The following is a 24,954-nucleotide window of genomic DNA, read 5'->3' on the forward strand; positions in this document are numbered from 1 at the left end:
CAGGGGTGGCGGATTGCATAGAAGCAATGCCGGAGATGGCGATATCGCCATCTCCGTGCAATTCTGCATCCAACTGCTGGGCTAAATCAGCCAGTCGAATTGATGACATCGATTATTTAACCTGTTTCAGCACGTCAGCAGTAATGTCTTTCGCGTTAGAAGCATAGGCAACGGCATTGGCGTCGATTACCACGTCATACCCTTCGCTGTCCGCCACTTTCTTCACTGCGTCCTGAATACGGCTCAGCAGTTTGTTACGCTCTTCCATCTGACGACGGCGGTTATCCTGATCGAAAGCCTGCGCTTTCGTCGAGAATGCTTCGCGCTGTGACATGATGTCTTTTTCCATGCGGCTGCGGTCGCTGGCCTTCATGGTTGAACCATCACGCTGCAGTTTCTGCATTTTAGTCTGCAGATCGCGCTCCTGGCTCTGCAGCTCAGTAGCACGGCCCTTGAATTCGTTTTCCAGCTGTTTAGCAACGGTCGCACGTTGCGGTAACTGTTGGAAAATGCTGGACACGTTTACCACTGCAATTTTGTCAGCAGCCTGAACGCCCGCGGAAACCGCTAAAGCAAGCCCCAGACCTGCGGCACACAACAACTTTTTCACTATAAACTCCTTACCATCAACGTTTGTGTCAGCGACACAGTGTTGGCATCGTCCGGCTCCCGTCTGGCGCCGGCGCGATGCCGTACTACGACTCTGCTTCCGTGCTCAGAACCTTACCAGGTTTTACCAATGTTAAACTGGAACTGTTCTGCTTTGTCTCCCTCGACTTTCTTCACTGGCTGTGCGTAGGAGAACACCAGTGGTCCAAGTGGCGACATCCACTGCAGCGCAAGACCGGCAGAGACGCGAATGTTGTTCGGGTCGCTGTAGTCCGGAATGCCCGCCGCGCGGGTTTCCGCGGTGTTCTGCCACTTGGTATCCCAGACGGTACCGGCATCCATAAATACCGAGGTACGTACTGAGTTTGCATATTTTTCGCTCAGGAACGGCGTTGGCGTAATCAGCTCAAGGCTGGCGATCGCCATGGCGTTACCGCCCACCGCATCGTCAGACTTACAGATGCCGTCCGGATCGGTCAGATTACAGCTCGACGAACGATCGTTCAGGTAAGCAGCTTTCGGACCAATGGTGTTGGACTGGAAGCCACGCACAGTGCTGGAACCACCGGCGTAGAAGTTCTCATAGAACGGCATCTCTTTGCCACCGAGTCCGTCACCGTAGCCAACACGGCCACGACCCAGCACCACCCAGGTACCATCACGGTTCAGCGGCACGTACTGCTGGGTGTCCAGCGTCGCTTTATAGAACGAGTTATCAGAGCCCGGAATGGTCACTTTACCGTTCAGGTTGGTACGGTTACCGCGCGTCGGGAAGAAACCACGATCGAGCGTGTTGTACGTCCAGCCGTAGTTGAAGGTGAAGTCATCCGCAGAGAAATCACCGTCATCATTCAGCCCCTGATGACGACCCACCGAGTCAAGGTAACGCCACATCGCCACCTGCGGACGCATGTTGGACAGGTCGTTGTGCACATAACCTAAGCCAATGCGCAGCGTGTTGTTTTCGTTAACCGGGAAGCCGAGCGTACCGTCCACACCGTAACTTTTGTTGGTGTAGTCGGAGAGGTCAGCATCATCCGCTTTAAAGTCGTTGTAGAAGAGGCGGCCGCCGAGGCTCACACCGTCCACCGTGAAGTACGGATCGGTGAGTGAGAATTCTGCGTAAGTCTGGTAGTCGTTCTTGGTACCGCTGATGCCGACGGTATTACCGGTGCCGAGCCAGTTCTCCTGGGTCACGCCGACCTGGAAGCTGACGCCACTCTCCGTACCGTAACCCACACCAAAGTTGAAGGTACCGGTGTTACGCTCTTTAACTTTGTAAACCACGTCAACCTGGTCTGGCGAGCCCGGAACGCGCTGGGTATCAACGTCCACGGTTTCGAAGTAACCGGTACGGTTCAGGCGCTCTTTGCCCTGATCGACGAGGTCGCTGCCCAGCCATGCGCCTTCCATCTGACGCATTTCGCGGCGCAGTACGGCATCTTTCGAGGTGTCGTTACCTTCAAAACGCACTTTACGCACGTAGTAACGGTTACCGGCATCAACGTTGATGTGCAGCTTAACGGTTTTATCCGCATCGTTGATTTCCGGCTGCGTCACCACGCGTGGATAGGCGTAGCCATAACGGCCCAGCAGCTTCTTAATGTCATCTTCCATCTGGGTGACTTTGGTGCCGTTATATAGCTCACCGTTAGGAATCTGCGTCAGGTGCTCAATTTCCGCCGAGTGGCCCGCCATGCTGCCGTTGACGATCACGCCGGCAATCTTGTACTGATCGCCTTCGGTGATGTTGACGGTGATGTAGATGCCTTTCTTGTCCGGCGTCAGGCTCACCTGCGTGGAATCAATATTGAAACGCGCATAACCGCGATCCAGATAGAAGCTGCGCAGGGTTTCGAGATCGCCCGCCAGTTTCTGCTTCTGGTATTTACGATCGCCCACCACGTTCCACCACGGCACTTCATCGCGCAGCTGGAAGCGGGAGATCAGTTCGTCTGAGCTGAACGCTTTGTTGCCGACAATGTTGATCTGCTGGATCTTGGCCGAGACGCCTTCCTGGAAGACGAATTTCAGATCGACACGGTTACGCGGCAGCGGCGTCGCGATGGCTTTGACGCTGGCGGTATATTTACCGACGCTGTAGTAAAAGTCCTCCAGCCCCTTCTCGATGGAAGAGAGCGTGGTGCGGTCAAGCGCTTCGCCAACGCGCACACCGGAGGCCTCAAGGTTCTCCTTCAGCTGATCCTCTTTCACCGCTTTGTTACCGGAGAAGGTGATGCTGGCAATGGTCGGACGTTCCTTCACCTGAACAATCAGGGTGGTGCCGTCACGCAGAACCTGGACATCTTCAAAGTTACCGGTAGCGAACAGTGAGCGAATGGTGTTTCTGATGTCATCATCATTCACCGTATCACCGACGCGTACCGGCATGCTGAGCAGAGCCGCGCCGACGGCGACTCGCTGTAGACCTTCGAAATGAATGTCCTTCACTACGAAATCGTCTGCACCGTAAACGGTGGCGCTGCTAAACAGCAGCGACGCTATGAGCAACTTTTTCATCGCCATCGTTGTTATGCGTTTTCCTAACACATCCCGCGCCTGTCTGCGTTCCAGCGATTACAGGCGAGAGAAATCATTGAAAAGTGCAAGCCCCATTAAAAGCACCAGCAAAATTGAGCCGATGCGATAACTGAAGTCCTGAACTCGCTCGGACACCGGTCCACCTTTGATCTTTTCGATCGCCAGAAAGAGCAGATGTCCACCATCTAAAACCGGCAGAGGGAACAGATTGATGATCCCTAAGTTGACGCTAATCAGCGCGAGGAACATCAGGTAATAAATCACCCCATATTCAGCTGATAATCCGGCACCCTGCGCAATCGAAATTGGCCCGCTCAGGTTATTCAGCTTGACGTCCCCGGTTATCAACTTGCCCAGCATCGAAACCGTCAGCTTCATCAGTTGCCAGGTTTTGACACCGGCTTCACCAATCGCGGCGAAAGGTCCGTACTGTTTTACCGTTTTGTACTCATCCGGCAGCGGGATCACACGCGGGATCACCCCGGCAAAACCTTCCGCTGCGTTGCCCGGTTTCGCTTCCGGCGTTAGCGTCAGCGTTAACGGTTCACCGTTACGCTCAACCTCCAGCGCCATGTTTTTGCCGGGATTATCCCGAACCTGAGCCGCAAAAACCTGCCATTGCGTTAATGGCTGACCATCGACTTTAACGATCCTGTCGCCGGCTTGCAAACCGGCAGCACTTGCCGGTGAACGCGCCTGCACTTCTGCCAGCGTGGTTTCGATTTGCGGCCCGCGCGGTCGAATACCTAAAGCGACCACCGGGTCCTGTTTGTCCGGTTCAAATTGCCAGTCACGCAGATTGAGCTGTTTCTGCTGCGTCGCCTGCTGACCAAACTGTGACACGGTCAGCGTGGCGCTGCTGTCGCCGATTTTACCGATCAGCGCCAGGCGCACAGCATCCCAGTCAGGCGTTTCGATACCGTCAACCGCTTTAAGTTCCATGCCGGAGGTAATTTGCGCTTCTGCCGCGACGGAACCGCTCATAATTTCGCCGACCACCGGGCGAACACCCGGCACCCCATGGATGAACACCACCCAGTAGGCAAACACGGCAAAAATGAAATTTGCGATGGGACCGGCGGCAATGATTGAGGCACGCTGCAGCACGGTTTTATTGTTGAAGGCCTGATGACGCAGCTCAGCGGGCACGCTCTCTACGCGCTCGTCGAGCATTTTGACGTAGCCACCGAGCGGAATCAGCGCGATCACGTATTCCGTGCCCTGGCGGTCAGTGCGACGCCACAGGGCTTTGCCGAAACCGATCGAGAAGCGTTCTACTTTGACACCGCAGCGACGCGCCACCCAGAAGTGGCCGAACTCGTGCACCGTAATCAGCACGCCGAGCGCCACGATAAAGGCGACAAAACTCCAGAGTATGCTCAACATCGTCGCTTATCCTCAGAGGGTGCGGAACACCAGCAGCAGCAGGCAGGCAAATACCGGCACCGCGGCTGTCAGGCTATCAATGCGATCGAGGATACCACCGTGCCCCGGAATCAGGTTACCGCTGTCTTTGATACCGGCTTCACGTTTGAACATACTTTCCGTGAGATCGCCCAGCACGGAGGCCAGCGTGGCAATCACGGCGCAGATAATCAGCGTGCCCGGCGCCACCGATAGCGGGGCCAGCAGCGCAAACAGCCAGGCGATAATCGCCGATGACAGCAGTCCGCCAAAGAAGCCTTCCCAGGTTTTGCCCGGTGAGACTTTCGGTGCCAGCTTATGCTTGCCGAACAGACGACCAAACATGTAAGCACCGGAATCCGCGCCCCAGACGAGGAACATCACGAACAGCAGCCACCAGGCGCCGGCGAAATGGTCGGTGTCATAGTGATACTGGCGCAGCGCCATCATGCCCCAGAAGAACGGCACCACGGTCAGCACGCCAAACAGCAGGCGCAGCGGACGCGATGCGCGCCACAGCGCAGCGGAGGCCGGATAAAACAGCACGAGAAACAGCGCGACAATCCACCAGCCCAGCGAGGCCCAGAGCGAGCTCTCCATCTGGAACTGGTGCAGATTACGTTGATAGGGTTGCAGGGTGAACAGCATCACCGCCAGCAGCAGGCCGCATAGCACCGCCAGCCAGATACGCTGCTGACGCGTTGCCATCCCCGCCAGCTGCCCCCACTCCCAGGCGGCAAGCATGCAGATGATGATGGTGGTAATCGCAAAACCGGACAGCGGCAACCAAAACAGAGCAGCGATCACCAGCGGAATCAGAATAAACGCGGTGATCAGACGAGACTTCAGCAAAGGTTACCCCCAGGTTGCTCAGGCGCCGCCTGGTGCAGCGCCGCCATAGCGTCGCTCCCGCAGAGAGAATGCATTCAGTGCACCTTCAAAAACGTGTTCATCAAAATCAGGCCAGAGAACATCGGTAAACCAAAACTCAGCATAGGCGATCTGCCACAGCAGGAAGTTGCTGATCCGATGCTCTCCCCCGGTCCTTATCACTAAATCCACCGGCGCTTGCTCCTGCATACACAGATGCGGAGCCAGACTTTCTTCAGTTATCTGGTCAGGACGTAGCAGTCCTTCCTGAACCTGTTCAGCCAGTTTTTTTACACCCTGGATAATATCCCAACGGCCGCCATAGTTGGCAGCAATGTTGAGGGTGAGTCCATCATTTTGCTGAGTCAGTTCCTCGGCGCGGCGAATGCGTTCCTGAATGCGGTTATTGAAACGGCTGATATCACCAATAATGCGCAGACGCACATTGTGCTTGTGCAGGCTTTTGACTTCGCTGTCGAGCGCCCAGACAAACAATTCCATTAAGGCCGTCACTTCCTGTACCGGTCGGCTCCAGTTTTCACTGCTGAACGCATAGAGCGTGAGCGCTTCCAGCTTGTTGCTGACCGCAAAGCTGACGGCCCGGCGTACTGATTTTACCCCGGCTTTGTGGCCTGAAATACGCAGTTTGCCCTGATTTTTTGCCCAGCGACCATTACCATCCATAATGATGGCCACGTGACGTGGCGTGCAGTACGACCCGTCATCGATTGTATTGTGATTGTTGGACGACATAACGCGTAATAATTCCTTTCATCAGAAATGCTGTGGTTTCTGAATACATTGCGCCTGCGGCAAACGCCGGAAACTTCACCGGATGACATCGAAACAATGTCGGGCCGTAAAACGCGAGCGAGCGACTATACCATTTTCACCCTGAGCGAACAAATAGCGCCACCATCAACCGGCTAAACGAAAGCGCGGCAGCAACGCCGTGGCCCGCACGCGTGCAATACGATCAATCTCCATCACGTCATCCACGCTGCCCGGCTCCTGACACTGCAGGGTTGCCAGCACTTCACTGTTGATGGCCGCGATATCGGTAAAGCGAATCTGATGCTGCAGAAATGCCGCTACCGCGACTTCATTGGCTGCGTTCAGCGTGGTGGTGGCCGCCTGTCCGGTTGCGCATGCATCAATTGCCAGCTTCAGGCAGGGATAGCGTTCGTAGTCCGGCTCAGCAAACGTCAGCGCCTTCATTCGGGTGAAATCAAGCGGCGTTACGCCTGCGGTAATACGTGCCGGCCAGGCCATGCTGTGGGCGATTGGCGTGCGCATATCGGGTGAACCCAGTTGCGCCAGCACGCTACCGTCGCAGTATCGCACCATGGAGTGAATCACCGACTGCGGATGCAGGATGACCTCCATTTGTGCGTCGGTGGCGTTAAACAGCCAGCGGGCTTCAATGTATTCAAGACCTTTATTCATCATGGTGGCCGAATCAACGGAGATTTTACGCCCCATTGACCAGTTCGGATGCGCACAGGCCTGATCTGGCGACATAGCGGCCAGCTCGGCTAATGGCGTGTCACGAAAAGGACCACCCGATCCCGTAAGGAGAATCGACTCGATGCCATTCTCCCGCAGATCAGCGTACCCCAACTGATGCTGTATGGAAGCGGGCAAACTCTGAAAAATGGCGTTGTGCTCGCTGTCAACCGGCAGCAACTGCGCCTGATGCTGGCGCACCGCCTCCATAAACAAACGGCCGCATGTGACAAGCGATTCTTTATTGGCAAGCAGGACGGTTTTGCCGGCGCGAATGGCGGCCAGCGTCGGTTGTAAACCGGAAGCGCCCACAATGGCGGCCATCACCTGATCGACCTCATCCAGCGCGGCCAGTTCGCAGGCGGCCTGAACGCCGGAGAGCACTTCCGTATCTATGTTGAGTGCTTTCAGTCGTTCACGCAGCGCCGCAGCGGAAGCGTCATCGGACATCGCCGCGTAGCGCGGTTTAAATTGCTGACACTGTTCGGCCATCAGCGCCACATTCTGACCTGCCACCAGCGCAGTCACCTGATAGCGCTCAGGATGCGCCGCCACTACCGCCAGCGTGCTGGTGCCAATTGAGCCGGTCGAACCCAGCAGAGTTAATCGCTTCATGGTGCTGTCCCTGTGAAGTCGTGGTGCGCGCCCGCGCGTACGCCGGGCACAATGTAAAACGCCGCCAGAGTCGTACTACGTCTCTGAACGGCGTTTTGTCAGGCAAATGACGGAATCAGAATTCCATCAGTTCCTTCTCTTTCTCGGCCAGCGCCGCATCAACGTGCTTGATGCGAACGTCGGTCATTTTCTGGATCTCGTCCTGCGAGCGACGTTCGTCGTCTTCGCTGATCTCTTTGTCTTTCAGCAGCGCCTTGATCTTGTCGTTCGCGTCACGGCGCACGTTGCGCACGGAAACACGGCCCTGCTCGGCTTCGCCACGCACAACCTTGATCAGATCTTTACGACGCTCTTCGGTCAGCGCAGGCAGTGGAACACGAATGTCGCTACCGGCTGAGCTTGGGTTGAGGCCGAGGTCAGAAGCCATGATAGCTTTCTCGACTGCCGGACCCATTGAGCGATCGAACACGTTGATTTTCAGCGTGCGTGAATCTTCAACGGTGACGCTGGCCAGCTGACGCAGCGGCGTTGGCGTACCGTAATATTCCACAACGATGCCGTCGAGCAGTGAAGGCGAAGCACGACCGGTGCGCACTTTGCTGATGGTGTTTTTGAATGCTTCCACGCATTTGTCCATGCGCGTTTCAGCATCTTTTTTAATATCGTTAATCACGTTGAAACCCTTGGATTCGGTTTGACCTGGCCACTTCCGGACGCAGCGGAACGGAAACGGTATCGATAAACATCGATCATCCTGAATGCTGCGCGACAGCAGTGCAGCGCGCCAACAGAATATACCTTATTTTATCCTGCGTCGGGTATTAATGCGTAATCAGGGTGCCTTCTTTTTCACCCATCACCACGCGACGCAGCGCGCCAGGCTTGTTCATATTGAAGACGCGGATCGGCAGTTGATGGTCGCGCGCCAGCGTAAAGGCGGCCAGATCCATCACTTTCAGCTCTTTTTCCAGCACTTCACCGTAGGTCAGCTGTTCGTACAGCGTGGCATCCGGATTTTTCACCGGGTCGGCTGAGTAGACGCCGTCGACCTTGGTGGCTTTCAGTACCACGTCCGCTTCGATTTCGATGCCGCGCAGGCAGGCCGCTGAGTCGGTGGTAAAGAACGGGTTGCCGGTACCGGCAGAGAAGATCACCACGCGGTTATTGCGCAGCAGGCTGATGGCTTCTGCCCAGCTGTAGTTATCACACACGCCGTTCAGCGGAATCGCCGACATCAGGCGCGCGTTGACGTACGCACGATGCAGTGCGTCACGCATTGCCAGGCCGTTCATCACGGTCGCCAGCATCCCCATGTGGTCGCCGACCACGCGGTTCATACCTGCCTGCGCCAGACCCGCGCCACGGAACAGGTTACCGCCACCAATTACCACACCCACCTGAATGCCTAGCTCAACCAGCTCTTTCACCTCTTGCGCCATACGGTCAAGCACGCTCGCGTCGATACCAAAACCTTCGGCACCCTGCAGTGCTTCGCCGCTCAGTTTCAGTAAGATACGTTGATATACAGGTTTTGCGTTGGTCGCCATGGTCAATTCTTCCTGGAAGATAAGATGAATGAGAAGTTAAATCTGATCGATCATCCGCTTAGCGCGTGAGAAAAGCTATTGGGATGAGACTGAAAATTGCTGCGCCAAAACGCAGACAAAAAAGAACCGCCTCTCGGCGGTTCCTGCAAACCATTAAGACTGTTTGGACATGGCAGCAACTTCGGCTGCAAAGTCAGATTCGACTTTCTCAATGCCTTCGCCCACTTCGAAGCGGATGAAGTTGATCACGTCAGCGCCCTGCTCTTTCAGCGCCTGGCCAACAGTTTTGCTTGGGTCGATAACGAAAGCCTGACCGGTCAGAGAGACTTCGCCGGTGAATTTCTTCATGCGGCCTTCAACCATCTTCTCTGCGATCTCTTTTGGCTTGCCAGACTGCATCGCGATGTCCAGCTGAACCTGGTACTCTTTCTCAACCACGTCAGCAGAAACGTCTTCTGGTTTAACGAATTCAGGCTTGCTCGCTGCAACGTGCATCGCGATCTGTTTGATCAGATCTTCGTTAGCGCCTTTCGCTGAAACCAGAACGCCGATGCGCGCGCCGTGCAGGTAGCTACCCAGCTCTGCGCCTTCGAGGACAGCAACACGACGGATGTTGATGTTCTCACCGATTTTCGCAACCAGTGCCACGCGCTCTTCTTCGAACTGCGCTTTCAGAACTTCCACATCAGTCACTTTACCGGCAGCAGCAGCGTCCAGCACTTTGTCAGCAAAGGCCTGGAAACCGGCATCTTTTGCCACGAAGTCAGTCTGGCAGTTCACTTCCAGAATCACGCCATAGTCGCCAGCGATTTTGGTTTTGATCACGCCGTCAGCAGCCACGTTGCCTGCTTTCTTAGCAGCTTTGATCGCACCAGACTTACGCATGTTCTCGATCGCCAGCTCAATGTCGCCGTTCGCTTCGGTCAGCGCTTTTTTGCAGTCCATCATGCCTGCGCCAGTACGCTCGCGCAGTTCTTTTACCAGTGCAGCGGTAATTTCAGCCATTCCAGAATCCTCGATTCGTCTCGCAGTGCTTTCACACTGTCAGAAACTTGTTGCGGAAAATTTACTTGCCCCGCCAGCCCGAACAGGGTGCGTGACTAAGTGAGATAAATAAAGGGGCCTTCACGGCCCCTTAACAGATCACATCTGATGTCTAAGGGCTCTCAGAAAGAGCGAACCTTATTAAGCTTCAGCAGCTTCTTCAGCCTGCTCAGCCAGGTCCTGTGAACGGCCTTCGCGCACGGTAGTGGCAACGGCAGTCAGGTACAGGCTTACAGCACGGATCGCATCGTCGTTACCTGGGATAACGAAATCAACGCCGTCTGGATCAGAGTTAGTATCAACGATAGCAAATACCGGGATACCCAGGTTGTTTGCTTCTTTGATTGCGATGTGTTCGTGGTCAGCGTCAACAACGAACAGTGCATCCGGCAGACCGCCCATATCTTTGATACCGCCCAGGCTGTTTTCCAGCTTGGCCAGCTCACGAGCACGCATCAGTGCTTCTTTCTTGGTCAGTTTGTCGAAAGTACCGTCCTGAGACTGAGTTTCCAGATCTTTCAGGCGTTTGATTGACTGACGAACGGTTTTCCAGTTGGTCAGCATACCACCCAGCCAGCGGTGGTTAACGAAGAACTGGTCGCAGCTCAGTGCAGACTCTTTTACCGCTTCGGCAGCAGCGCGCTTGGTACCAACAAACAGGATCTTACCTTTACGGGAAGAGATCTTGTTCAGCTCAGCCAGGGCTTCGTTGAACATTGGTACGGTTTTCTCAAGGTTGATGATGTGAACTTTGTTACGCGCACCGAAAATGAATGGCTTCATTTTTGGGTTCCAGTAACGGGTCTGGTGACCGAAGTGAACACCAGCCTTGAGCATGTCGCGCATGGAAACAGTTGCCATGATTACCTCTAAAAGTTTGTTTGGGGTTGGGCCTCCATGTATCCCATACAACCGACCTCTTACGAGGCACCCCGGCGTACGTGTCGATACATGTGTGTTTTAGTACACATAATGAGATTTATGCGTTTCCTGCCCTCTCATACGAGGTGACAGAGAATCGTCGGCGCGCTTTATACCACAATGCGCAGGAATACGCCAACAGTTGTTAGCATGAGCGGCAGGCTGTAATCCCGATTTGGCAGCCCATTTGCTGACTGCTAACATGACTGCCACAGAACTCATTATTGTCGAAAATTGCGGCGATTGCGGATTATTTAATGGCCATTTCAATCAAAACCCCAGAAGAAATCGAAAAAATGCGCGTGGCGGGCCGTCTGGCTGCAGAAGTGCTGGAGATGATCGCTCCACACGTCGTGCCGGGCGTCACCACCGGCGAGCTTGACCGTCTGTGCCACCAGCACATCACCGAAAAGCAGCAGGCCATTTCAGCCTGTCTCGGCTACCACGGCTTCCCAAAATCGGTGTGTATTTCGGTCAACGAAGTGGTATGTCACGGTATTCCCAGCGACGATCGCGTGCTGAAAGACGGGGATATCGTTAACGTCGACGTCACGGTGATCAAAGATGAATACCATGGTGATACGTCAAAGATGTTCATCGTCGGCAAACCGACGATTCAGGGTGAGCGCCTGTGCCGGGTTACGCAGGAGAGCCTGTACATTGCGCTGCGTCTGGTGAAGCCGGGCATTCGCCTGCGTGAACTGGGCCGGGCGATTCAGAAATACGTGGAAGCACAGGATTTTTCCGTGGTTCGCGAGTATTGCGGACACGGCATCGGTAAAGGCTTCCATGAAGAGCCGCAGGTGCTGCATTACGATGCCGACGACAGCGGCGTGGTGCTGCAGGCTGGCATGACGTTTACCGTCGAACCGATGGTTAACGCCGGTGATTATCGCATCCGCACCATGAAAGATGGCTGGACGGTGAAAACCAAAGATCGCAGCTTGTCCGCACAGTACGAGCATACTATTGTGGTGACGGAAAACGGCTGTGAGATCCTGACGCTGCGCGCCGACGACACTATTCCAGCGGTGCTGGAAAACAACGCGTAACGCTCGTCATCAGGATAACAGGCCGGCTCAAAACGAACGCCTGTCAGTTTAGGTTCACCATCCCTGCACCTCCCGTAGCGGCGCCATCAGTTGCGCGTTAACCCGCGCCGCTACTGCGGTGATGTCACGGACGGTGGCTAACTGAACGGCATCACGGCGTTAAGCCCGCTTTTTATGGCGCAGAAGAGGCATGTTGATGAGTGGTAGCGTGACCGAAGCAGTACACAAAGGCCTGACCGATTCCCCCGCCAGCTGGCCAGACGACGCGCTGACGCGCGACAAACTCAAACAGTATCTTGAACAGTTCCAGCAGCATCTGGGCAGCGCTTTTGACGCAGGCAGCGATATCGAATCGCTGATTGATGCGCGCACGCTGTTTATCGATCGCCTGCTGCGCCGGCTGTGGCGGCTGTTTGGCTTTGACCAGATGAAAGAGATCGCGCTGGTGGCGGTGGGCGGCTATGGCCGCGGCGAGCTGCATCCGCTGTCGGACATCGACGTGCTGATCCTGAGCCGTCAGCCACTGGACGAAGCTGCCGCGCAGCGCACGTCAGAACTGCTGACGCTGATGTGGGATCTCAAGCTGGAGGTCGGCCACAGCGTACGCACGCTGGAAGAGTGTCTGCTGGAGGGCTTGTCGGATCTCACCGTCGCCACCAACCTGATTGAGTCGCGCATGCTGACCGGCGACGTGGCGCTGTTTCTCGAACTGCAAAAGAATATCTTCAGCGACGGTTTCTGGCCGTCGTCACGCTTCTTCGCCGCCAAAATTGAGGAGCAGCTGGAACGCCATCAGCGCTATCACGGCACCAGCTACAACCTCGAACCGGATATCAAAAGCAGCCCGGGCGGGCTGCGCGACATTCATACTCTGCAGTGGGTCGCGCGCCGCCACTTTGGCGCCACCACCATGGATGAGATGGTCGGCTTTGGCTTTCTCACTGAAGCCGAACGCAATGAAATCAATGAGTGCCAGGAATTTCTCTGGCGCATCCGTTTCGCGCTGCACCTGACGCTGCCGCGCTACGATAACCGCCTACTGTTCGATCGCCAGCTCAACGTGGCACAGCGCCTCAACTATGGCGGCGAAGGCAATGAGCCGGTTGAGCGCATGATGAAAGATTTCTATCGCGTCACGCGCCGTATCGGCGAGCTGAACCAGATGCTGCTGCAGCTGTTTGACGAAGCCATTCTGGCGCTGTCGACCACCGAGAAGCCGCGCAGCATCGATGAGGATTTTCAGCTGCGCGGTAATCTGATCGACCTGCGCGATCCCACGCTGTTTGAGCGCGAGCCGCAGGCGATTCTGCGCATGTTTTACGTGATGGTGCGTAACGAAACCATCACCGGCATCTATTCCACCACGCTGCGCCAGCTGCGCTACGCCCGCCGTCATCTGCAACAGCCGCTGTGTCAGATCCCCGAAGCGCGCCGCACCTTTATGGCGATTCTGCGCCATCCAGGCGCGGTAAAGCGCGCGCTGCTGCCAATGCATCGCCACAGCGTACTGTGGGCGTATACGCCGCTGTGGGGCAACATTGTCGGCCAGATGCAGTTCGACCTGTTCCACGCCTACACCGTGGATGAGCACACCATCCGCGTGTTGCAGAAGCTGGAAAGTTTTGCCGACGAAGCCACGCGCCCGATGCACCCGCTGTGCGTCGAGCTGTGGCCGCGCCTGCCGCAGCCGGAGCTGCTGCTGATGGCCGCGCTGCTGCACGATATCGCCAAAGGGCGCGGTGGCGACCACTCGATTCTTGGCGCGCAGGACGCGCTGGACTTTGCTGAGCTGCACGGCTTCAATTCGCGCGAAATGCAGCTGGTGGCGTGGCTGGTGCGTCATCACCTGCTGATGTCGGTGACTGCTCAGCGTCGCGACATTCAGGATCCTACAGTGATTCAGCAGTTTGCTGAAGTGATGCAAAATGAAAACCGGCTGCGCTATCTGGCCTGCCTGACGGTTGCCGACATCTGTGCCACCAATGAAAGCCTGTGGAACAGCTGGAAACAGAGCCTGCTACGTGAGTTGTTCTTCGCCACCGAAAAACAGCTGCGCCGCGGTATGGAGAACAGCCCGGATCTGCGCGAGCGCGTGCGTCATCACCGGCTGCAGGCGCTGGCGCTGCTGCGCATGGAAAATCTCAATGAAGAGCGCCTGCACCATATCTGGAGCCGCTGCCGCGCCGACTACTTCCTGCGCCATACGCCCAACCAGCTGGCGTGGCACGCGCGGCATCTGATCAACCATGACCTCAGCAAACCGCTGGTGCTGGTAAGCCCGCAAGCCACGCGCGGCGGCACCGAGATCTTCATCTGGAGCCCGGATCGCCCTTACCTGTTTGCCGCCGTAGCCGGAGAGCTCGACCGCCGTAATCTGAGCGTGCACGATGCGCAGATCTTTACCAGCCGCGACGGCATGGCCATGGACACCTTTATTGTGCTGGAGCCGGACGGCAGTCCGCTGGCAGCGGATCGCCATCCGCTGATTATTCAGGCGCTGGAGCAGGCGATCACCCAAACGCAGTGGGTGCCACCGCGTACGCGCCGGCCGTCGTCACGTCTGAAACACTTCAGCGTCGATACCGAAGTCAACTTTTTGCCCACCCATACCGACCGCCGCAGCTATCTGGAGCTGGTGGCGCTGGACCAGCCGGGTTTGCTGGCGCGCGTCGGCGAAGTGTTTGCTGACCTCGGCGTTTCGCTGCACGGCGCCCGCATCAGCACCATCGGCGAACGGGTGGAGGATTTGTTCATCCTTGCCAACAGCGAACGACGTGCGCTGGATGGAGAAATGCGCTCCGTGCTGCAACAACGGTTGACAGAGGTACTTAATCCAAACGATAAAATGTGACCCGGCTTCCATTCTTCACGTTGCCGATGCATTGGCCTGGTGACCCGGCCCATCCGTGGATCTCGCTCCGATAGGCGCGCCACCGTTCTGCAGCATGAAGGATGTTTGCCCGATAATTTTACTCTGCACGCCAGCTGGCGTGCATCCGCAATGACAGACTCAGGAATTAAATATGCAACAGTTACAGAGCGTTATCGAATCTGCCTTTGAACGCCGCGCCGACATTACGCCGACCAGCGTAGACAGCGCCACCCGTGAAGCGATCAACCAGGTGATTGGCCTGCTGGACAGCGGTGAACTGCGCGTGTCAGAAAAGATCAACGGCGAATGGGTAACGCATCAGTGGCTGAAAAAAGCGGTACTGCTGTCGTTCCGTATCAACGACAACCAGGTGATCGACGGGGCAGAAACCCGCTTCTACGACAAAGTGCCGATGAAATTTGCCGGCTGGGATGAAGCGCGCTTTAAAAGCGCCGGCTTCCGCGTCGTGCCACCGGCCGCAGTGCGTCAGGGTGCATTCATCGCGCGCAACACCGTGCTGATGCCGTCCTATGTCAACATCGGCGCGTATGTCGATGAAGGCACCATGGTAGACACCTGGGCCACCGTCGGCTCCTGTGCGCAGATTGGTAAAAACGTGCACCTGTCCGGCGGCGTCGGCATCGGCGGCGTACTGGAACCACTGCAGGCTAATCCAACCATCATCGAAGATAACTGCTTTATCGGTGCCCGTTCCGAGATCGTTGAAGGCGTGATCGTCGAAGAAGGCTCAGTGATCTCTATGGGCGTTTACATCGGCCAGAGCACCAAAATTTATGACCGTGAGACCGGTGAAGTGCACTACGGTCGCGTACCGGCAGGTTCGGTGGTGGTTTCCGGTAATCTGCCGTCTAAAGATGGCAGCTACAGCCTGTACTGTGCGGTGATCGTGAAGAAAGTCGACGCGAAAACGCTGGCAAAAACCGGCATCAACGAACTGCTGCGTACCATCGATTAAGTTTTTTCTTCCCGCCTATTTTTATGCCCACGGGCCTGTATTCAGGCCCGTCATTTTTTCTTTACACTCCTGCCGCTATTACCTGTTTCGCGCCGCGAATTAACAGGTGCGTTTGTTTTTCAAACAGGTCATAATCCGCGCCAGTTAACTCCGGTCGCGCACTGTTCATCCCGGTTTTTGTGTCTACAGTTGATTAAGTATGCCGTAAGCGTTCGGTTCGTTGCGCTTATTACGCAGCCGAATGATGATGATAATCCTGCGCGCTCACTCACTCTCAGATGGAATATAAACGCTATGTACGACAACCTGAAAAGCTTAGGTATCAGCAATCCTGAAGACATTGACCGCTACAGCCTGCGTCAGGAAGCCAACAACGACATCCTGAAAATCTACTTCCGCAAAGACAAGGGCGAGTTCTTCGCCAAAAGCGTGAAGTTTAAATACCCGCGTCAGCGCAAAACCGTGGTGGCCGATCACACCACCCAGGGTTATAAAGAGATTCAGGAAATCAGCCCTAACCTGCGTTACGTGATCGACGAACTGGATCAGATCTGCCAGCGCGATCAGGTAGAGGTGGATCTGAAGCGCAAAATCCTCGCCGATCTGCGCCATCTGGAGAACGTGGTGTCGAACAAAATCGCGGAAATCGAATCCGATCTCGATCAGCTGACCCGCAACGGTCGCTAATTCCCGCCGCTTCTCAGGCCAGCCGCTGCTGGCCTTTTTTATGCCTGCTCATCAAGCTGCAGCGCCACATACAGCAGCAGCCGATCGTCAAAGTTCGCCAGGTTAAGGCCGGTCAGTTCCGAGATGCGGTTCAGGCGGTACTCCAGCGTATTGCGATGAATAAACAGCGCGCGCGCCGTGGCGCTCGGCTGCACGTTATGGCTGAACCACGCAACCAGCGTGCGCCGCAGCAAACCGTTATTGTCCATGCTCTTCAGCTTTGCCAGCGGACGTGCCAGCTCGCTGGCCTGCCAGCCGCCGCGCAGGCTATCCAGCAGCACTGGCAGCACCAGATCCTGATAGAAGAAGCTCCGCTGCTGCGGCATGCGCTGTTTGCCCACCATCATGGTGGTGCGGGCGGTGCGGTAAGAGCGCGCAATGCTGCCGGGCCCGGTAAAGAAATTGCCGAGCGCGATACGCATCCGCACCTGACCGCTCTCTTTCATGCGCTGCAGCAGTTGATCGACGCGGCGGCGATGATCGTCCTGATCGTAACGGCCATGAGCATTCAGCGCTGGCTTCAGCACCACCATTTCGGTGAGCGAAACAATGGCGATCAGGTTGTCACGATCGGGCGTGGTCAGCAGCGTCTGTAATTGCTGCAGCTCCGACATCGCGCTGTCGACTCCCAGCTGTCCGCTGTCCACTTCCACCACCGCCACCACGCGCGGCTGATTGAGATCGATGCCCAGTCGCTGCGCCCATTCGTTCAGCGCTGGCGACAGCGTATCGCTGCGGATCAGGTTCAGCACCAGCTCCTCACGCAGGCGGCTGTCCTGCGCCAGCATATGCAGCAGGCGCGCCTGTTCCAGCATCATCTCTGCCGTCATGCACACCAGCTCGCCGTAGTGGCGTAACGTGCTGGGCTGGCCGGTGAGGCCAATCACGCCGACGATGTCGCCATCAATACGCAGCGGCAAATTGATGCCCGGCCGCACGCCGTGCAGGTGTTTAGCTACCGCTTCGTCAATATCAACCACCCTGCCCTGTGACAGCACCAGCAGCGCGCCCTCGTGCAATTCGCCAATACGCTCGCGATCGCCACTGCCAATAATGCGGCCGCGCGCATCCATCACATTGACATTGCTATCGATAATTTTCATGGTGCGGGCAACGATATCCTGAGCCAGTCGCGCATCAAGATGATAGGTGGCCATCAAACACTCCGGAATTCGGGACGAACCGACAGAATACGCATCCCGATTGCCCCTGGCATTGTGCAACTGCACATAGCCGCAGGGCGATTACCGGAATTGCGGCAGCGGTCACACTGGGAAGGCACAGATGACTGGGGCGCAGCAGCATACAGGCAATAAAAAAGGCGAGCCGAAGCTCGCCTGAGAGACCAATAAAAGGATTACTGCATCAGCAGATAGAGGCTGCTGTCGCCGCGCTTGACGTTGAGCGCCAGCACCGACGGTTTGGTGTCGAGGATTTTACGCAGCTCGCCAAGGTTGCTTACCGCCTGCTGGTTCACACCGAGGATCACATCGCCTTTCTTCAGGCCGATACGTGCCGCAGCGCTGCCGGCTTTCACGCTGTCAACGCGCACGCCCTTCTGGCCGTTGCTGTCGACGTTGCTGAGATCGGCGCCTTCAATGCCGGTGTAAATCGTCGCGGACTGCACTTTATCCTGTGAGCTCTGCTGCAGCTCAACCGTCACGTTAACCGGTTTGCCGTCGCGCAGCAGGCCCAGCTGCAGTTTGGTGCCGACCGGCAGCGAGCCGACTTCCGCACGCAGCGCCGCAAAGCTGGTCAGCGCTTTACCGTTCATAGAGACCACCACATCGCCCGCTTTCACACCGGCTTTCGCCGCCGCTGAGTTTGGCAGCACCTGGCTGACAAACGCGCCGCGCTGCGCATCCACTTTCATCGCTTTAGCCAGCTCGGAGTTAAGTTCGGTGCCCATAATGCCCAGCTCGCCGCGTTTCACCTGGCCATACTCCACCATCTGCGCAGTCAGGTTTTTCACCATGGAACTCGGGATGGCAAAGCCGATACCGATGTTGCCGCCGTCCGGTGCGAGGATCGCGGTGTTAATACCGATCAGCTCCCCGTTCAGGTTAACCAGCGCACCGCCGGAGTTGCCGCGGTTGATGGCGGCATCAGTCTGGATAAAGTTTTCGTAATTTTCGACGTTAAGGCCGCTGCGCCCCAGCGCCGAGACGATGCCGGACGTGACCGTTTCGCCCAGGCCGTACGGGTTACCGATGGCCACGGTGTAATCACCGACGCGCAGATTGTCGGAGTCTGCGATCTTAATTGCCGTCAGGTTTTTCGCATCCTGCAGCTGGATCAGCGCGATGTCAGACTGCGGATCTTTGCCGATGACCTTAGCATCGTAGCGACGGCCATCGCTCAGCTGTACCTGAATTTTGGTGGCGTTATCCACCACGTGGTTGTTGGTCACCACATAGCCTTTGTCGGCGTTGATGATTACCCCAGAACCGAGCGCGCGGAACTGCTGCTTCTGCGCGTTGGCGCCATCGTCGCTACCGTCACCGCCGCCGCCCTGGCACATGGGTGAACCCTGGAACGGCGATCCGTCCTGACAGAACGGGGAATTATCGCCAAAGAATTGCTGGAACTGCTGCGGCATGCGCGGGGTTTTCACCGTGGTGCTGCCTTCCACGCTGATACTGACCACGGAAGGCATCACTTTTTCCAGCATGGGTGCCAGGCTGGGCAGTTGCTGACTGGAGGAAGACGCTGTCTCCGCCGCGAAAACACTGACAGGGCTTAACGCCATGCCCAGACTAAGCGCCAGCGCACTTAACATTAATGTGCTTTTTTTCATTCGTCTGTGTCTCTCTGAAATTAACGTGCAGACCATTGCTGTGGTCGTGATGATGAGATTAAGTTTTTAGCGCGAAGTTCCTGATAAAGTATTGGGCAAAGGTAAAAATTTATTCTTCGTCTTTACAAAACTGCGCTTATTCCACCGCCATCAACCGACGATACTCATCCCAGGCGTAATTGTCCGTCATCCCGCTGATATAGTCCTGAATCAGCCGCGAGCGGTAATAACGTTCCCATAACAATCGCTGATATTTATGCTGCACCACCAGGTTACGCATCTGTTGCTGATAAGCTTTGCGATGTTTACCGGAAAGTTTATGAAACAGTCGGGTTTCGATCGGATGTTTCGCGAGAAAATCCTCATTCATTAACGTGGTAAACTGTTCATAATCGAGCTGCATCAGCGACTGATAAATTTCCAGTAATCCTTTAATGACCCGATACCCCTGTAATTCCAGCTGCTCAACTTCAGGGTGATTAAACACCTGCTGGCGCGCCACGGTTTTAAATAATTTTAACAGGCGCCCTTCATCACCGTCGTCTTCCAGCAGCGCATGGTTAAAGTTGCCGGCAAAAATGGCAGGTAAATTATCAACAAAGCGGCGCACCGCATGGCTGACCAGCACGCTCTGGACGTTAACCCGCAGCGACATGAAAAATTGATCGCTAATACTGCGACGCTTTTTCTGATTAGCCTCTTTCCACGCTTCATTAATGGTGCGGCTGAACGCGTCGCCGGGTTTCACCGGGCCCCAGGCGTTGAGCAAAGAATGATAGAGCGTATCGACGGTGAAGATGTCTTTTTCTACGGCGTCATCGAGGTCGGCAATACAATAGGAGATATCGTCAGCCGCTTCCATTATCCAGGTCAGCGGATAACGGTGGTGCTCAGGTATATCCGTTGCCGCGCGGAGATCGGCCACATATTCACGTTCGGATAAATAGAAACCCGGCTTTTTCATTAACACGCTGAACTCCGCCGGCTTATCGCCCTGCCACCACGCCGGCGCGGTGTATTTTAAAATACACGCGACCTGCGCATAGCTAAGATTTAGCTGCAGCAGGGTATGCACCAGCCGAATGGCCTGCGCATTCCCTTCGAAATGGCATAAATCCTGACGAATCATTGCATTTAACCGGTCGAAATCGGCACGCTGCGCGTCATCCGCCACGCCCGCCACCAGCGGGTCCACCAGTTCGGCCGGCAGGTTGTCATCAAACCAGTCATTGATCGCCGCTTCACCAAAATGGCCAAACGGCGGGTTGCCGACGTCGTGCAGCAGGCAGGCCATCTCCACCAGGCTCTCGACCGCGCCCTCAAAGCCATCGAGGCCGTAAGTTGCCAGCCCGCCGCCCTGAGTTTTCAGCGTATGCAGAATCTCTTTGGTGATGTAACGCCCGGTTTGCTGCACCTCAAGCGAATGGGTCAGGCGCGAGCGCACGGCCGCATTCCGCTCCAGCGGAAACACCTGGGTTTTTTGTTGCAGACGGCGAATCGCGGCAGAATTAATAATGCGTCCACGATCGCTTTCAAAGTGGCGGGTAATAAAGTATTCGCCTTCGGGATCTTTGCGGCTGGTATAAGGGCGGGTGAAACTGATCTTCTTCCTGAAATTGATCGTCGCCATTGTTACCCCTTATTTTTTCCTGAATTGATCCCCATTGAGCCATGTTAGACTATGCCTCACTTTAGCCTTATACATCCATAACTACAGCGAGATTCTTTATGAAAGCAGGCATTATTGGCGCGATGGAGCAGGAAGTCACACTGCTGCGTGACAAAATTGAAAACCGTCAGACGCTGACGCTGGCCGGCTGCGAAATTTACACCGGTACGCTCAACGGCGTTGAGGTGGCTCTGCTGAAATCGGGCATCGGCAAAACCGCGGCGGCGCTCGGTACCACGCTGCTGCTGGAGCTGTGCAAACCGGATCTGGTGATCAACACCGGTTCCGCAGGCGGTCTGGCGCCAACCCTGCAGGTGGGCGATATCGTGGTGTCCGATGAAGTGCGTTATCACGATGCCGATGTCACCGCTTTTGGCTATGAGCCTGGTCAGATGGCGGGCTGCCCGGCGGCGTTTGTCGCAGACAGCGCGCTGATTGCCGCCGCAGAGCAGGTGATCAAACAGCTGGATCTCAACGCGGTGCGCGGTCTGGTGGTCAGTGGTGACGCCTTTATCAATGGCGCCGCGCCGCTGGAGCGTATCCGCAGCACCTTCCCGCAGGCGATTGCGGTAGAGATGGAAGCCACGGCGATTGGTCACGTTTGCCATCAGTTTAAGGTGCCGTTCGTGGTGGTACGCGCTATTTCTGACGTGGCCGATAAAGCGTCGCATCTGAGTTTCGAAGAGTTCCTCAGCGTGGCGGCTAAACAGTCGTCGCTGATGGTGGAAAACCTGCTGGCTCAGCTGGCGCGTGGCTAAATATCTGCTGCTCGGGCTGTGGCTGCTGTGCCACAGCCTGCTGGCCGCACCGCGCGTCATTACCCTGTCGCCGCATCTCACTGAACTGGCATTTGCCGCCGGCATCACGCCAGTGGCGGTGAGCGCCTGGTCAGACTATCCCGCCGCCGCTCGCCAGCTGGAGCAGGTGGCGAACTGGCAGGGCATTCGCGTTGAACGCATTGTGCAGCTCAGACCGGATGTGGTGCTGGCCTGGCGCGGCGGCAATCCACTGCGGCAGGTTGAGCAGCTGCAGCGTCTGGGCATCCATGTGGAATGGATCGATCCGCAATCACTCGACCAGATGATTGATGCGCTGGCGGCGCTGCAGCGCTGGAGCCCACAGCCCCAGCGGGCCACCGCGGCCGCACAGGCGTTACACCAGCAGCTGCAGACGCTGCGTCAGCGCTATCAGCAGCAAACGCCGGTGCCGCTGTTTCTGCAGTTAGGCCAGCAGCCGCTGTTTACCGCCGCGCGCAGCACGCTGCAGAATGAGGTCATTACCCTGTGCGGCGGTCGCAATATCTTTGCTGACAGCAGCGTAAGCTGGCCTCAGGTGAGCCGGGAGCAGGTGCTGACGCGGCACCCGCAGGCGATTGTCACTGGCGGTGATGCCAGCCGCGCCGCCAGCGTCGCGCGCTTCTGGCAGCCGCAGCTTAACGTGCCGGTGATTGCGCTTAACGATGACTGGCTGAGCCGGCCGGGTCCGCGCCTGCTGCTGGCGGCAAAACAATTGTGCGAAGCTTTACATCCGACGAAAAATAAAGCATTACCAGACTAAAGATTCGACGATTCATGTCGAAAATCAAATGACAAGGCACAGCGGCCACGTATGCTCTGTGCCCTTTTAGCGCGTAGCGCACTTTTGACATCACCAGGATTTCACCATGACCAGAGCGCTGCTGCTGGCCATAGGGCTGATCGTGGCTGCACCGATCGGTGCGGCAACCACCACGGGCTCTATCGCCGTCTCGCTGACGATCTTCTCCCGCTGCGATATCTCACGCCCGAGTGAGCAGACGCTGCCGTCTGTTGACTGCGGCCGGCATTTCAGCGCGCAGCCGCGCGTGACACAAAGCGTATTGAACCGCGATGCGATGCGCCGTGAAACGGCTCGCTTAGTGACGATTGAGTGGTAGATCATGGCTGCCAGAACGGCAGCCAGCCCAGCATCAGATGCTGAAAGAGGAGCCGCAGCCGCAGGTGGTTTTGGCGTTGGGATTGGTCACGATAAAGCGGGAACCTTCCAGACCTTCGGTGTAGTCAACCGATCCACCCACCAGATACTGCAGGCTCATCGGGTCAACCACCAGCGCCACACCCTGCTTCTCGATGGTCATGTCGCCGTCATTCATTTGATCGTCAAAAGTAAAACCATACTGGAAGCCACTGCAGCCCCCGCCGGTGATATATACGCGCAGTTTCAGCGCCGGATTCTCTTCATCCGCTATCAGGTTTTTTACTTTTTTCGCTGCTGCATCGGTGAACTGCAGAGGCAGCGCGGCTACGTCGTCACTCATCTTTTACTCCGGGTAAACGTCCAGGTCATAAAACGACCTCAATTTCGCTATTATCTGCCAGCCGTCCAGTGCAATCAAGTAGCGCCCTTGACACTGTGTGCCGCCAGTTATGGCATAAAGTATAGCAATGTCGCAGGCGCAAGCGGCCGCGCGCCTTTCTTCACCGGCCGCTCTTCCGTAGAATGGCGCCAGATTTTTTCCAGAACAGCAGGAGCCGAACCATGAGTAAGTCAGAAAACCTGTATGCCGAAGCACAACGCCTGATCCCGGGCGGCGTGAACTCTCCGGTGCGTGCCTTTACCGGCGTGGGCGGCGTGCCGCTGTTCATCGAACGCGCCGACGGTGCCTATCTGTATGATGCCGATGGCAAAGCCTATATCGATTACGTCGGCTCCTGGGGACCGATGGTGCTGGGCCACAATAACGCCACCATTCGCAATGCGGTGATCGAAGCCGCCGCGCGCGGCCTGAGTTTTGGCGCGCCGACCGAGATGGAAGTGAAGATGGCCGAGCTGGTGTGCGAGCTGGTGCCGAGCATGGACATGGTGCGTATGGTTAACTCCGGCACCGAAGCCACCATGAGCGCCATCCGCCTGGCGCGCGGTTTCACCCAGCGTGACAAGATCATCAAATTTGAAGGCTGCTACCACGGCCACGCTGACTGCCTGCTGGTGAAAGCCGGTTCCGGTGCGCTGACGCTCGGCCAGCCCAACTCGCCGGGCGTGCCGGCGGATTTCGCCCGTCACACCCTGACCTGCACCTATAACGATCTCGACTCGGTGCGCGCGGCGTTTGAGCAGTATCCGCAAGAGATCGCCTGTATTATCGTCGAACCGGTGGCGGGCAACATGAACTGCATCCCGCCGCAGCCGGAATTCCTGCCGGGCCTGCGTGCGCTGTGCGATGAGTTTGGCGCGCTGCTGATTATCGATGAAGTGATGACCGGCTTCCGCGTGGCGCTGGGCGGTGCCCAGGCGTATTACGACGTTACGCCAGACCTGACCTGTCTTGGCAAGATCATCGGCGGCGGTATGCCGGTTGGTGCCTTTGGCGGTCGCCGCGAAGTGATGGCCGCGCTGGCTCCCACCGGCCCGGTGTATCAGGCGGGTACGCTGTCCGGCAACCCGATTGCCATGGCCGCCGGTTTTGCCTGCCTGTCGCAGATTGCGCAGCCTGGCACCCATGCGACCTTAACCGCGCTCACCGACCAGCTGTGTGCTGGTCTGCTGGCGGCGGCAGAGGCGGAAAATATCCCGCTGGTGGTGAACCACGTCGGTGGCATGTTCGGTATTTTCTTCACCGACGCCGACAGCGTGACCTGCTACGCCGACGTGACAAAGTGCGATGTGGAGCGCTTTAAGCGTTTCTTCCATCTGATGCTGCAGGAAGGTGTTTACCTCGCGCCATCGGCCTATGAGGCCGGCTTTATGTCCCTGGCGCACAGCCAGGAAGATATTCAGCGCACCGTCGATGCCGCCCGCCGCTGCTTCGCGCAGCTGTAAACCTGCC

Annotated in this window: 22 protein-coding genes and 1 pseudogene; 8 read left to right on the forward strand and 15 right to left on the reverse strand. The window is 56.7% G+C overall.

Annotation, left to right across the window (positions count from 1 at the left end; all coding sequences use genetic code 11):
• From lpxD to rpsB, 11 genes and pseudogenes are all read right to left on the reverse strand, one after another.
• A pseudogene (lpxD, locus tag FT726_RS11595) lies at nucleotides 1-109 on the reverse strand (UDP-3-O-(3-hydroxymyristoyl)glucosamine N-acyltransferase); the annotation flags it as partial.
• 3 nt (nucleotides 110-112) lie between these two features.
• Entirely contained in the window at nucleotides 113-610 is a 498-nt protein-coding gene (skp, locus tag FT726_RS11600; protein ID WP_021507482.1) for a molecular chaperone Skp, read from the reverse strand.
• Nucleotides 611-723: 113 nt separating this feature from the next.
• Nucleotides 724-3,135, reverse strand: coding sequence for an outer membrane protein assembly factor BamA (gene bamA / locus FT726_RS11605; protein ID WP_288423419.1), 2,412 nt, complete (start codon nucleotides 3,133-3,135; stop codon nucleotides 724-726).
• A gap of 51 nt (nucleotides 3,136-3,186) precedes the next feature.
• Nucleotides 3,187-4,536 (reverse strand): sigma E protease regulator RseP, encoded by a 1,350-nt coding sequence (rseP, locus tag FT726_RS11610; RefSeq protein ID WP_058759530.1) that lies wholly within the window; start codon nucleotides 4,534-4,536, stop codon nucleotides 3,187-3,189.
• A 12-nt stretch (nucleotides 4,537-4,548) separates the two neighbouring features.
• Complete coding sequence (gene cdsA / locus FT726_RS11615; protein ID WP_010616187.1) at nucleotides 4,549-5,406, reverse strand: phosphatidate cytidylyltransferase; 858 nt, start codon at nucleotides 5,404-5,406, stop codon at nucleotides 4,549-4,551.
• Between the two features lie 18 nt (nucleotides 5,407-5,424).
• Nucleotides 5,425-6,177, reverse strand: a complete 753-nt coding sequence (gene ispU / locus FT726_RS11620; protein WP_021507486.1) for a (2E,6E)-farnesyl-diphosphate-specific ditrans,polycis-undecaprenyl-diphosphate synthase — start codon at nucleotides 6,175-6,177, stop codon at nucleotides 5,425-5,427.
• Between the two features lie 165 nt (nucleotides 6,178-6,342).
• Nucleotides 6,343-7,545, reverse strand: a complete 1,203-nt coding sequence (ispC, locus tag FT726_RS11625; RefSeq protein ID WP_346302823.1) for a 1-deoxy-D-xylulose-5-phosphate reductoisomerase — start codon at nucleotides 7,543-7,545, stop codon at nucleotides 6,343-6,345.
• 115 nt (nucleotides 7,546-7,660) lie between these two features.
• Nucleotides 7,661-8,218, reverse strand: a complete 558-nt coding sequence (frr, locus tag FT726_RS11630; protein ID WP_021507488.1) for a ribosome recycling factor — start codon at nucleotides 8,216-8,218, stop codon at nucleotides 7,661-7,663.
• A 148-nt stretch (nucleotides 8,219-8,366) separates the two neighbouring features.
• A complete protein-coding gene (pyrH, locus tag FT726_RS11635) occupies nucleotides 8,367-9,092 on the reverse strand; it encodes a UMP kinase (RefSeq protein ID WP_010616191.1) in 726 nt (241 codons plus the stop codon).
• A 153-nt stretch (nucleotides 9,093-9,245) separates the two neighbouring features.
• Nucleotides 9,246-10,097, reverse strand: a complete 852-nt coding sequence (gene tsf, locus FT726_RS11640; protein ID WP_021507489.1) for a translation elongation factor Ts — start codon at nucleotides 10,095-10,097, stop codon at nucleotides 9,246-9,248.
• A gap of 180 nt (nucleotides 10,098-10,277) precedes the next feature.
• Nucleotides 10,278-10,997 (reverse strand): 30S ribosomal protein S2, encoded by a 720-nt coding sequence (gene rpsB, locus FT726_RS11645; RefSeq protein ID WP_031279692.1) that lies wholly within the window; start codon nucleotides 10,995-10,997, stop codon nucleotides 10,278-10,280.
• 317 nt (nucleotides 10,998-11,314) lie between these two features.
• On the opposite strand from rpsB, the gene map reads away from it, so the two are divergent.
• The 4 genes from map (at nucleotide 11,315) to FT726_RS11665 (ending at nucleotide 16,644) form a co-directional block, all read left to right on the forward strand.
• Complete coding sequence (map, locus tag FT726_RS11650) at nucleotides 11,315-12,109, forward strand: type I methionyl aminopeptidase (protein ID WP_021507491.1); 795 nt, start codon at nucleotides 11,315-11,317, stop codon at nucleotides 12,107-12,109.
• A 196-nt stretch (nucleotides 12,110-12,305) separates the two neighbouring features.
• A complete protein-coding gene (glnD, locus tag FT726_RS11655; protein ID WP_282996721.1) occupies nucleotides 12,306-14,960 on the forward strand; it encodes a bifunctional uridylyltransferase/uridylyl-removing protein GlnD in 2,655 nt (884 codons plus the stop codon).
• Nucleotides 14,961-15,132: 172 nt separating this feature from the next.
• Complete coding sequence (gene dapD, locus FT726_RS11660) at nucleotides 15,133-15,957, forward strand: 2,3,4,5-tetrahydropyridine-2,6-dicarboxylate N-succinyltransferase (protein ID WP_021507493.1); 825 nt, start codon at nucleotides 15,133-15,135, stop codon at nucleotides 15,955-15,957.
• Between the two features lie 294 nt (nucleotides 15,958-16,251).
• The gene (locus FT726_RS11665) at nucleotides 16,252-16,644 is read left to right on the forward strand and encodes a DUF3461 family protein (protein ID WP_010616197.1); all 393 of its coding nucleotides are present in this window, start codon (nucleotides 16,252-16,254) and stop codon (nucleotides 16,642-16,644) included.
• A gap of 38 nt (nucleotides 16,645-16,682) precedes the next feature.
• Here the strand turns inward: FT726_RS11665 and FT726_RS11670 are convergent, their stop codons facing one another.
• The 3 genes from FT726_RS11670 to dgt all read right to left on the reverse strand — a co-directional run bounded on the left by FT726_RS11670 (nucleotide 16,683) and on the right by dgt (nucleotide 21,110).
• Nucleotides 16,683-17,840 (reverse strand): CdaR family transcriptional regulator, encoded by a 1,158-nt coding sequence (locus tag FT726_RS11670; protein ID WP_021507495.1) that lies wholly within the window; start codon nucleotides 17,838-17,840, stop codon nucleotides 16,683-16,685.
• Between the two features lie 200 nt (nucleotides 17,841-18,040).
• Entirely contained in the window at nucleotides 18,041-19,480 is a 1,440-nt protein-coding gene (gene degP / locus FT726_RS11675; RefSeq protein WP_262256393.1) for a serine endoprotease DegP, read from the reverse strand.
• Nucleotides 19,481-19,616: 136 nt separating this feature from the next.
• Nucleotides 19,617-21,110 (reverse strand): dGTPase, encoded by a 1,494-nt coding sequence (dgt, locus tag FT726_RS11680; protein ID WP_288423378.1) that lies wholly within the window; start codon nucleotides 21,108-21,110, stop codon nucleotides 19,617-19,619.
• 98 nt (nucleotides 21,111-21,208) lie between these two features.
• Between dgt and mtnN the strand changes: the two genes are divergently transcribed.
• The 3 genes from mtnN to FT726_RS11695 all read left to right on the forward strand — a co-directional run bounded on the left by mtnN (nucleotide 21,209) and on the right by FT726_RS11695 (nucleotide 23,064).
• Entirely contained in the window at nucleotides 21,209-21,907 is a 699-nt protein-coding gene (gene mtnN, locus FT726_RS11685) for a 5'-methylthioadenosine/S-adenosylhomocysteine nucleosidase (RefSeq protein ID WP_021507498.1), read from the forward strand.
• Nucleotides 21,900-22,706 (forward strand): vitamin B12 ABC transporter substrate-binding protein BtuF, encoded by an 807-nt coding sequence (gene btuF, locus FT726_RS11690; RefSeq protein WP_288423376.1) that lies wholly within the window; start codon nucleotides 21,900-21,902, stop codon nucleotides 22,704-22,706. The genes mtnN and btuF overlap by 8 nt, the downstream gene beginning before the upstream one ends.
• Nucleotides 22,707-22,812: 106 nt before the next feature.
• Complete coding sequence (locus tag FT726_RS11695) at nucleotides 22,813-23,064, forward strand: hypothetical protein (RefSeq protein ID WP_058780468.1); 252 nt, start codon at nucleotides 22,813-22,815, stop codon at nucleotides 23,062-23,064.
• A 33-nt stretch (nucleotides 23,065-23,097) separates the two neighbouring features.
• Here the strand turns inward: FT726_RS11695 and erpA are convergent, their stop codons facing one another.
• Nucleotides 23,098-23,445, reverse strand: a complete 348-nt coding sequence (gene erpA, locus FT726_RS11700; protein WP_021507501.1) for an iron-sulfur cluster insertion protein ErpA — start codon at nucleotides 23,443-23,445, stop codon at nucleotides 23,098-23,100.
• Between the two features lie 221 nt (nucleotides 23,446-23,666).
• On the opposite strand from erpA, the gene hemL reads away from it, so the two are divergent.
• On the forward strand, nucleotides 23,667-24,947 hold the full coding sequence (gene hemL, locus FT726_RS11705; protein WP_021507502.1) for a glutamate-1-semialdehyde 2,1-aminomutase: 1,281 nt from the start codon (nucleotides 23,667-23,669) through the stop codon (nucleotides 24,945-24,947).
• Nucleotides 24,948-24,954 lie beyond the last annotated feature (7 nt).

The organism is Pantoea sp. Morm (genome assembly GCF_016643525.1).
In the GTDB taxonomy this organism is placed as follows: Bacteria; Pseudomonadota; Gammaproteobacteria; order Enterobacterales; family Enterobacteriaceae; genus Pantoea; species Pantoea dispersa.